Genomic DNA, 9,351 nt, shown 5'->3' with positions numbered 1-9,351 from the left:
GTTCGGGCAAGTCCACGTCGCTTGCGGCGATGATCGGCTATCGCAACGCCAACTCGCACGGCCACATCATCACGATCGAGGACCCGGTCGAGTACGTGCACCCGCACCGCAACTGCGTGATCACCCAGCGCGAGGTGGGCGTAGACACGGACTCGTGGGAGAACGCGCTCAAGAACACGCTGCGCCAGGCGCCGGACGTGATCCTGATGGGCGAAATCCGCGACCGCGAAACCATGGAGCACGCCATCGCGTTTGCCGAAACCGGTCACCTGTGCCTGGCCACGCTGCACGCCAACAGCGCCAACCAGGCGCTCGACCGCATCATCAACTTCTTCCCGGAAGAGCGGCGCGCGCAGCTGCTGATGGACTTGTCGCTCAACCTGAAGAGCCTGGTGTCGCAGCGCCTGTTGCCACGCCAGGAAGGCCGTGGGCGGATCGCCGCGGTCGAGATTCTGCTCAACACCCCGCTGATCTCTGACCTGATCTTCAAGGGCGAGGTGGCCGAGATCAAGGAGATCATGAAGAAGTCGCGCGAGCTGGGCATGCAGACCTTCGACCAGGCGCTGTTCGACCTGTACGAGAACCACATGGTCACGTTCGAAGACGCGCTGCGCAACGCCGATTCGGTGAACGACCTGCGGCTGCAGATCAAGCTCAACAGCAACCGGGCGCGCAGCTCCGACCTGTCGGCTGGCACCGAGCATCTGACCATCGTTTGATTGGCCCCCCAGTCGCTTCGCTCCTGCCCCCAAGGGGCGCCGCCCGTCGGACCGGCGAAGCCGGCTCCAAGGGCGTTGCTCGATAGGCGCGTCGCTTCGCTTGCTTGAAGGCGCATATGAGCACTAAAACTTACGACTCTGTTCCCTCCCGCCGCGTGGCCTTCCTGGGCCTCGGCGTCATGGGCTACCCGATGGCAGGCCACTTGCAGCGCGCCGGCCACCAGGTGACGGTCTACAACCGCACCGCGGCCAAGGCGGCGCAGTGGGTGGGTGAATATGGCGGTGCCAGCGATGCCACGCCCGAGGCGGCGGCCCAAGATGCCGACATCGTGTTCGCCTGCGTCGGCAACGACGACGACCTGCGTGCCGTGACCACGGGCGAGCGCGGCGCCTTTGTCGGCATGAAGCCGGGCGCGATCTTTGTCGACCACACCACCGCCTCGGCCGAGGTGGCGCGTGAGCTGAGTGCCGAGGCACGACTCCTCGGTTTGCAGTTCATCGACGCGCCGGTGTCGGGCGGCAACCTGGGCGCCATCAACGGCGCGCTCACGGTGATGTGCGGTGGCGACGCGGCCGCCTTTGCCACCATTCAACCGGTGGCAATGGCGTTTTCGAAAGCCGTCACCTTGCTCGGCGAGAGTGGCGCGGGCCAGCTGGCCAAGATGGTCAACCAGATCTGCATCGCCGGCTTGGTGCAAGGCCTGGCCGAGGCCATCGCCTTCGGCGAGAAGGCGGGGCTGGACATGAAGGCCGTGCTGGGTGTCATTGGCAAAGGGGCCGCCCAAAGTTGGCAAATGGACAACCGCGGGCCGACCATGGTTGACGGCAAGTTCGATTTCGGTTTTGCCGTCGACTGGATGCGCAAGGACCTGGGCCTGGTGCTCGATGAGGCCAAGCGCAATGGCGCACGGCTGCCGGTCACCGCACTCGTCGATCAGTTTTATGCCGACGTGCAGGCCCAGGGCGGCCAGCGCTGGGACACGTCAAGCCTGATCAAACGCCTGCGCTGACAGCGCCGGTGCACAGCGTGGATTCCCGCCGTCGCGGGAATGACCGCGGCGACCCATTGCACGCGCGTAGCGCCGTGCCCCATCAAGCAACGCCCGCGGAACCGGCTTTGCCGGGCCGCCAGGCGGCGCCCCTCGGGGGCAGGAGCGACAGCGACTGGGGGGCCTACTTCTTCGGTGCGCTGTTGGGGGCAATCTGGGCCAGTTCTGCGTCGGTGATCACTTCCACCACGCGCACCACTTTTTGCACGCCGCTGATGCTGCGAGTGAGCTCGGAGGCGCGCTCGGCTTCGCGCTCGGTCACACGGCCCAGCAGGAACACCGTGCCGCGCTCGGTCACCACCTTGAAGGCGTTGGCCGAGATGTCGCCAGCGTCGACCAGGGTTGCCTTGACCTTGCTCGTGACGAGCGCGTCGTTGGAACGGTTGCTCAAGGAGCTGGCCGTCATCACCGCCAGTTCATTGACCGTGGTGCGCACACCATCGACCTTGGCGACGGCTTGTTCGATGGCGGCCTTGTCGGCGTCGGTGGGCACCTCGCCGCTGAGCAGCACCATGCGGTTGTAGCTCGTCACGTTGACGTGGCCCCGGTCACCGAGGACTTCGCGCACGCGGGTGCTCGACTTGAACTCGATCGACTGGTCTTCGATCTGCGCGCCCGAGGTGCGCCGGTCGGTGGCCATCAACGAGCCGCCCACCACGGCGCCGCCGACCAGCAGGGCTGCACAACCGGTCAAGGTGGTGCTGGCGATCAGTGCGCCGATCACGGCGGTGCTGCGCAGGCGATTGAATGTCATCCGGGTCATGTGTTTTCCTGTTCTCCGAGCAATTGCAGGTCCACGGCGTCGCACAGGCAGTGCAACGCAAGGATGTGCACTTCCTGGATGCGAGCCGTGCGTTCGTGGGGCACACAGATGTGCACGTCAGTTTCAGTGAGCAGCTCGCTCAGCTTGCCGCCGTTGTGGCCGGTGAGCGCGATCACCGTCATGTCCTTGGCGTGGGCGGCTTCGGCAGCGGCCAGCACATTGGCCGAGTTGCCGCTGGTGGTGATGGCGATGAGCACGTCACCCGGTTGGCCGAGCGCCTGCACCTGCTTCGAGAAGATCTCGCTGAAGTTGTAGTCGTTGCCGATGGCGGTGAGGATGGAGCTGTCGGTGGTGAGCGCAATGGCCGCGAGGCCCGGGCGCTCGCGTTCGAAACGGCCGATGAACTCGGCCGCGAAGTGTTGTGCGTCGCTGGCCGAGCCGCCGTTGCCGCAGGCCAGCACCTTGCCACCGGCGGTGATGCAGCCGACCACGGCGCTCACCGCGTCGGCAATCGGGCGCGAGAGGATCTCGGCGGCCGCGTACTTGAGGTCGGCGCTGTCGAAAAATTGTTGCTGTATGCGTTGTTCAAGCATGGGCATGGATCATATGACACGGGGTGTGGCGACTAGGTTCCATGTCGTGGGCGCTCACTCGGCGTTGAAGGCCGCCTTCAACCACTGCAGCGCATCACCATCGATGGCCACCACGTCGAAGCGACACGGGGGTGGCGAAGCGAACTGCAGCAGGTAGTGCTGCGCCGCAAAGACGACGCGGCCTTGTTTGCCGCGCGTGACGCTGGCTGCGGCGCCGCCATGGTTCGCCGTGCGGCGCGAGCGCACCTCGACGAAGACCAGGGTGCCGTCGGTGTCGCGCACAATCAGGTCGACTTCGCCACCGCGGGCGCGCGGGCCGGCGGCCACTCGATAATTGCGCTGCACGAGCTTCAGGCCGTGGCGCACGAGGTGAGCCAGGGCCCGTGTCTCCGCTTCATCCCCAGCCCCTTTTTTTGTCTGCACTGCCGTGACCCTCGCCCCCTCGTTGATGCTGCAAGCGGCCCAGGCAGCCGCCGGCCTGCAGCAGTATCCCGCAGGGGCGCTCTACATCGTGGCCACGCCCATCGGCAACCTGGCCGACATGAGCTTGCGGGCGATCCACGTGCTTTCTCTGGTCGACGCAGTGGCCTGTGAAGACACGCGCCACAGCGCACCGCTTTTGCACCACCTCGGGCTGGACAAGCCCCTGCTCGCCGTGCATGAGCACAACGAGCGCGAAGCCGCCGGTGACGTGCTGGCGCGGCTGGCGCGCGGCGAGCGTGTGGCCTACATCAGCGATGCCGGCACGCCGGCCGTCAGCGACCCGGGCGCCGCCCTGGTGGCTGCGGCGCAGGCGGCAGGCTACCGCTGCATCCCGTTGCCGGGCGCCAGCAGTGCGCTCGCGGCGCTGAGTGTGGCGGGCGACACCCTCGGCGCGGGCTTCGTGTTCACCGGCTTCCTGCCCACGCGTGGGGCCGAGCGCCTGCAGGCCTTGAAAGCACTGGCGCTGCGTGACGACACCCAGGTGCTGTTCGAGGCCCCGCACCGCATCGACTCCCTGCTGCAAGGCCTGGCCGAGGTGTGCGGCGAGCGCAGCGTGACCGTGTGCCGCGAGCTGACCAAGCAGTTCGAGACCGTGGCCACGATGCCGGCCTCGCAGCTGCCTGCGTGGTTGGCGGCCGATTCCAACCGATCGCGCGGCGAGTTCGTGCTGGTCGTGCACGCGCTCAAGCCGAGTGTGAGCGACGACGGCGCGGCGGCGCACGACGCCACATTGCGCACCCTGCTCGCCGAGTTGCCGCTCAAGCAGGCGGTGGCGCTCGCCGCCGAACTCACCGGCGCACCCCGCAATGCGCTCTACTCCCGCGCCCTGGCATTGAAAGCCGACGCCGAAGGCTGAGGCAGCAGGCCCAGGTCGCCGAGCGACGCGCGCAATGCCTGGTGAAGTGGGGTCTGCGGCAGCGGGCCGATGAGGTCGCGCAGGCTCTGGTCGTCGAGCTGGTGCGGGCGCTGCCACAGGTAGCGCATCACCAGCAACTCGCGCCACATCGGGACAAAAAGTGCGCCCACGCGGATCAGGCCCCAGGGCAGGTTCGTTGCCTTGAGGTCTTGGCCCACTGCGGATTGCATGGCCTCATGCAGCTGCGCGCCGGTGACGGCATGGCCGGCAAAGTGGAGCGTGTGGTGGCCGGCCAACTCGGCATGCCGGTCGGCCACCCGCACGAAGGCCTGGGCCAGGTCGGGCAGGTAGGCCCAGGCATGCAGCGTGTCGAGCGCGCCGGGGTAGACGAAGCGGCCCTTGTTCACCCGTGAGGCCAGCGCCATGTCGAGCCACGTCCCAAGGCCCGGGCCGCCGAAGAAGTCACCCGCGCGGATCACGACACTGCGCAGGCCCGGTGTGGCGGCCATTCGCGCCTCGGCTTCGATGCGCAGGCGGGCCTTCGGCGTGTCACCGCGTTGCGGCGTGCTCGGGCTCAGCCGGGCGGGCAGCTCGCTGCCGTAGTTGTAGACGTTGCCCGGCAGCATCAGCAGGGCACCGCTCTCGCGGGCTGCGCCGATGGCCGCGTCGAGCAAGGGCAAGGCCAGCTTGTCCCATTCGGTGTAGGGCGGGTTGAGCGCGTGTATCACCACCTGCATACCTTGCGCGGCAGCGCGCAGTGCGTGGGTGTCGAGCGCCTCGCAGACCACCGCCTGCACCCGCGGGTGAGCCGCCAGCTTGGCGGGAAGGGGCTTGCGGGCCTGGGCCCGGACATTCCAGCCGGCGTCGGCGAAGGTGCTGGCCAGGGCTTGGCCGATGCGTCCGGCAGCGCCGAGGATGAGAACGTTTGAGGCCATGAATCGGCTCCGTTGTTGAGTGAGTGAACGGATTGTTCTGTGGCATCAACTTGAGCGTAAGATGGATGATTAAATGACTATCATTCATAAATGAATAGCTCGAGAGTGGTTTCGGAGCCCGACTGGTCTTTGCTGCGCGCCTTTCTGGCCGTGGCCGAAACGGGCTCGCTCAGCCGGGCGGCCGTCGATCTGGGCAGCAGCCAGCCCACGCTCAGCCGGCAGATGAGCGAGCTGGAAGCCCAGACGGGGCAGGCCTGTTCGAACGCACCCGGCGAGGGGTGCGCCTCACCGAGGCCGGCGAAGCCCTGCGGCTGCCGGCCCTGCGCATGCGCGAGCACGCGCGAGAGTGGTCCTTGGCGGCGGCGGGGCGATCGACCACCCTGGCCGGCACCGTGCGCATCACTGCCAGCGAAGTGATGAGCGCCTACGTGTTGCCGGCGGTGCTGCGCGGCCTGCGCGAGGCGCACCCCGAGATCCAGATCGAGCTTGTGCCCAGCGACAGGCTCGAGAACCTGCTGGAGCGAGACGCCGACATCGCCTTGCGCATGGTCAAGCCGACGCAGACCGCACTGGTGGCGCGCAAGCTGGCCGATTTGCCGATGCGCGCTTATGCCCACCGCGACTACATCGAGGTGCACGGCATGCCGACGCTTGCCAACATCCAGACGCACCAATGGGTGGGCTTCGACCGCTCCGACCAGATGATCCGCGGCTTTCGCGCCGCAGGCATCGAGGTGACGCGCGAGTTTTTCGGTTTTCGCTGCGATCACCAGATCGTGTGTTGGCAGGCCGTGCGCGCCGGCGTGGGCATCGGCGTAGGCCTGGACTGTGTGGCACAGGTCGCACCGGAGTTGGTGCGGGTGCTGCCGGAAATCCCCGTGCCCGCCTTGCCCTTGTGGATCACGGCGCACCGCGAGCTGCGCGGTACGCCGAGACTGAAACTGGTCTTTGATGCGCTGACGAGTGCGCTGAAGACCTGAGAGCGGCTACTTGCCGGTTTGCGCGTCGTGCTTCTGCGCGCGGATGTCCTTGCTGGCGGCGTTCTGCATCTTGTGCAGCTTGCGGCGCTCGTGCGGGGTCACCTTTCCGTCGGCCTTGGCCTTGTCTTCGGCCTTGTTGATCGCGGCTTGTTCTTTCTCCAGGCGGTAGGTTTCCTTGGCGTTCAGCTCGCCCGAAGCCACACCGTTCTGGATGCGCTTGTCCTGGTTCACTTCGCGTTGGTCGACACGCGGCGTTTGCGGCGCGGAAGCGGCTTGCGCAAAGGCGCTGAAGCTTGCAATCGCGAGGGTGGCCGTAACGGCCAGGGTCTTGAGATTCATCATGGTGCGTTTTCCTTCAAAGTGGTGTCGTGGTTGTTGTGCAGCACGCCCCACACAACGCCACCCCCTCGATCACGGCAGACACACCCCAGGTAAAGAACTGTGAAACGCGCAGCAGGGTCTTTGCCCACCCGCCGGCGGGGCGCCGCTCCTACAATGTTTCGATGATTTCTCGCGAACCCACCCTCGAGCGTCTGGCGGTCGCCAGGTCGCTGCTGCTCGAACCCTTCGGCCTGACCGACGCGACACTCTCGCGGGCGCTGGCCACCATCGCCGAGCACCGCATCGACGACGCCGACCTCTACTTCCAGTACACGCGCAGCGAGGGCTGGAGCCTCGAAGAGGGCATCGTCAAATCGGGCAGCTTCGGCATCGACCAGGGTGTGGGCGTGCGCGCGGTCGCGGGTGAAAAAACCGCCTTTGCCTACTCCGATGACATCTCCGAAGCTGCCTTGATGGATGCGGCACAAACCGTGCGCACCATCGCTGCCGCGGGCCAGAGCAAGAGCGTCAAGATCACCGGCAAACACCGCGTGGCCGGCAGCCGGGTTCTTTACGCGCCGATGGACCCGATCGCCACGCTCGACAGCACACAAAAAGTGGCGTTGCTCGAGAGGGTTGAAAAACTGGCGCGCGCCAAAGACCCGCGCATCAAGCAAGTGATGGCCGGTGTGGCGGCCGAATATGACGTGGTGCTGGTGGCGCGTGCCGACGGCACCCTGGCCGCCGATGTGCGCCCGCTGGTGCGCCTGTCGGTGACGGTGATCGCCGAGCAGACCATTGCCGGCGAAGTGCGCCGCGAAGTGGGCAGTGGTGGTGGTGGCGGCCGTTTTGGCCTCGGCTACTTCCACGACAGCATGATCGAAAGTTATGTGGACGACGCCGTCAAGGCCGCGCTCACTAACCTCGAATCGCGCCCCGCCAAGGCCGGCGAAATGAGTGTCGTGCTCGGCCCCGGGTGGCCCGGCGTGTTGTTGCACGAAGCCATCGGCCATGGCCTCGAAGGCGACTTCAACCGCAAGGGCTCGAGCGCCTTCAGCGGCCGCATCGGCCAGCGTGTGGCCGCCAAGGGCGTGACGGTGCTCGACGACGGCACCATCCCCGACCGCCGCGGCTCGCTCAACGTCGACGACGAAGGCAATGCCAGCCAACGCAACGTGCTGATCGAAGACGGCATCCTGAAGGGCTACATCCAGGACTCGATGAACGCCCGCCTGATGGGCGTGGCGCCCACCGGCAATGGCCGGCGCGAGAGTTATGCCGCCGTGCCGATGCCGCGCATGACCAACACCTACATGCTGGGTGGCGACAAGACGAAAGAAGAAATCATTGCCGGCCTGAAGCGGGGGCTCTACGCCACCAACTTCGGCGGCGGGCAGGTCGACATCACCAGCGGCAAATTTGTGTTCTCCGCGAGCGAGGCCTTCTGGGTCGAGAACGGCAAGATCCAGTACCCGGTGAAGGGCGCCACCATCATCGGCAACGGGCCTGACGCACTCACCCGCGTCAGCATGATCGGCAACGACATGAAGCTCGACACCGGTGTCGGTGTCTGCGGCAAAGAAGGCCAGAGCGTGCCGGTGGGTGTGGGCCAGCCCACGCTGCGCATCGACAAACTCACCGTAGGCGGCACGGCATGAGCATCAGCCGCGCAGAGCGCAGGCTGCCATCAAGCCACAACGCACGCAACGGGCTTGGCCCGGCCGTTGAGTTGGCGCCCCTTGGGGGCAGGAGCGCAGCGACTGGGGGGCCAAATCCCCACCGTGCTACATTCGCGGCCATGCGTTCCGCCAGCTTTTTCTTTGCCTACTTTTGGTTCTCGCACCGCACCGGCGGCGGAGAGACGAGCGCGTAGGCCAAAGAAAACGCACCGAACTCACCAAACCGCCGGGATGCCCCGGCGGTTTTTTTTTGCCCTCCCAGATTCACGCCACACACCCACACCACCGCGAGGAGAACCCAAATGAATGCCAAGTCCACCAGCGCTGCCGAGGGTTGGTCAGCCCCCGTCGACAAGACCGGACAGACCGACGACGAAAGGATCATTGACGTGATGCCCTTGCCTCCCCCCGAGCACCTGGTGCGCTTCTTCCCCATTCGCGGCACCGCGGCCGAAGCGTTGATTTCCGAAACCCGCCAGCGCGTGCGCAACATCATGTCGGGTCAGGACGACCGCCTGCTGGTCATCATCGGCCCCTGCTCCATCCACGACCCGGTCGCCGCCATCGAGTACGCCCGCAAGCTGCGTGAGCAGCGCGAAAAATACGCCGACACGCTGGAGATCGTGATGCGCGTCTACTTCGAGAAACCACGCACCACCGTCGGCTGGAAGGGTCTGATCAACGACCCCTACCTCGACGAGAGCTACCGCATCGACGAAGGCCTTCGCATCGCTCGCCAGCTGCTGACCGAGATCAACAAGGTGGGTGTGCCGGCCGGCAGCGAGTTCCTCGACGTGATCTCGCCGCAGTACATCGGTGACCTGATCTCGTGGGGCGCGATCGGCGCGCGCACGACCGAGAGCCAGGTGCACCGCGAGTTGGCTTCGGGCCTGTCGGCGCCGATCGGCTTCAAGAACGGCACCGACGGCAACATCCGCATCGCGACCGACGCCATCCAGGCGGCCGCCCGCCC

At 66.4% G+C, this 9,351-nt stretch carries 11 protein-coding genes and 1 pseudogene; 7 read left to right on the top strand and 5 right to left on the bottom strand.

Translation table 11 applies throughout. The features are described from left to right. Nucleotides 1-719 (top strand): ATPase, T2SS/T4P/T4SS family (locus tag RMO40_RS12730; protein ID WP_309721583.1); only part of this gene is annotated, 719 nt, incomplete at its 5' end. Between the two features lie 116 nt (nt 720-835). Next, nucleotides 836-1,729: an NAD(P)-binding domain-containing protein gene (locus RMO40_RS12725; RefSeq protein WP_309721580.1), complete on the top strand. Its 894-nt coding sequence runs from the start codon at nt 836-838 to the stop codon at nt 1,727-1,729. A gap of 163 nt (nt 1,730-1,892) precedes the next feature. Here the strand turns inward: RMO40_RS12725 and RMO40_RS12720 are convergent, their stop codons facing one another. The 3 genes from RMO40_RS12720 to RMO40_RS12710 are packed head-to-tail and all read right to left on the bottom strand — an operon-like array spanning nt 1,893 to nt 3,574. Continuing rightward, on the bottom strand, nt 1,893-2,522 hold the full coding sequence (locus tag RMO40_RS12720) for a BON domain-containing protein (protein WP_309721577.1): 630 nt from the start codon (nt 2,520-2,522) through the stop codon (nt 1,893-1,895). 5 nt (nt 2,523-2,527) lie between these two features. Continuing rightward, nucleotides 2,528-3,124 (bottom strand): phosphoheptose isomerase, encoded by a 597-nt coding sequence (locus tag RMO40_RS12715; protein WP_309721574.1) that lies wholly within the window; start codon nt 3,122-3,124, stop codon nt 2,528-2,530. A 54-nt stretch (nt 3,125-3,178) separates the two neighbouring features. After that, the gene (locus RMO40_RS12710; RefSeq protein WP_489660155.1) at nt 3,179-3,574 is read right to left on the bottom strand and encodes a YraN family protein; all 396 of its coding nucleotides are present in this window, start codon (nt 3,572-3,574) and stop codon (nt 3,179-3,181) included. On the opposite strand from RMO40_RS12710, the gene rsmI reads away from it, so the two are divergent. Continuing rightward, a complete protein-coding gene (gene rsmI, locus RMO40_RS12705) occupies nt 3,552-4,463 on the top strand; it encodes a 16S rRNA (cytidine(1402)-2'-O)-methyltransferase (RefSeq protein ID WP_309721571.1) in 912 nt (303 codons plus the stop codon). The two genes, RMO40_RS12710 and rsmI, sit on opposite strands and share 23 nt — an antisense overlap. Here the strand turns inward: rsmI and RMO40_RS12700 are convergent. Next, nucleotides 4,421-5,398 carry an NmrA family NAD(P)-binding protein gene (locus RMO40_RS12700; protein ID WP_309721570.1) on the bottom strand — a complete coding sequence of 326 codons (978 nt, stop codon included), beginning with the start codon at nt 5,396-5,398 and terminating at the stop codon, nt 4,421-4,423. The genes rsmI and RMO40_RS12700 overlap by 43 nt on opposite strands. Before the next feature lie 90 nt (nt 5,399-5,488). Between RMO40_RS12700 and RMO40_RS25510 the strand changes: the two are divergent. Next, nucleotides 5,489-5,638: pseudogene (locus RMO40_RS25510) on the top strand (LysR family transcriptional regulator); the annotation flags it as partial. A 38-nt stretch (nt 5,639-5,676) separates the two neighbouring features. Next, complete coding sequence (locus RMO40_RS12695) at nt 5,677-6,378, top strand: LysR substrate-binding domain-containing protein (protein ID WP_309721567.1); 702 nt, start codon at nt 5,677-5,679, stop codon at nt 6,376-6,378. A gap of 6 nt (nt 6,379-6,384) precedes the next feature. Here RMO40_RS12695 and RMO40_RS12690 read toward each other — a convergent pair whose 3' ends face one another. Beyond that, nucleotides 6,385-6,720, bottom strand: coding sequence for a hypothetical protein (locus RMO40_RS12690; protein WP_309721565.1), 336 nt, complete (start codon nt 6,718-6,720; stop codon nt 6,385-6,387). A 161-nt stretch (nt 6,721-6,881) separates the two neighbouring features. Here RMO40_RS12690 and tldD point away from each other — a divergent pair, with 161 nt between their 5' ends. Together tldD and RMO40_RS12680 are read left to right on the top strand one after the other, a co-directional pair. Continuing rightward, nucleotides 6,882-8,357 carry a metalloprotease TldD gene (tldD, locus tag RMO40_RS12685; RefSeq protein WP_309721561.1) on the top strand — a complete coding sequence of 492 codons (1,476 nt, stop codon included), beginning with the start codon at nt 6,882-6,884 and terminating at the stop codon, nt 8,355-8,357. Nucleotides 8,358-8,680: 323 nt separating this feature from the next. Continuing rightward, nucleotides 8,681-9,351 (top strand): 3-deoxy-7-phosphoheptulonate synthase (locus tag RMO40_RS12680; RefSeq protein ID WP_309721558.1); only part of this gene is annotated, 671 nt, incomplete at its 3' end.

Source organism: Rhizobacter sp. (genome assembly GCF_031412075.1).
Classification (GTDB): Bacteria; Pseudomonadota; Gammaproteobacteria; order Burkholderiales; family Burkholderiaceae_C; genus Rhizobacter.
Note: the sequence above shows the minus strand (reverse complement) of the source record. Positions and strands in the feature narration are given on the sequence as shown.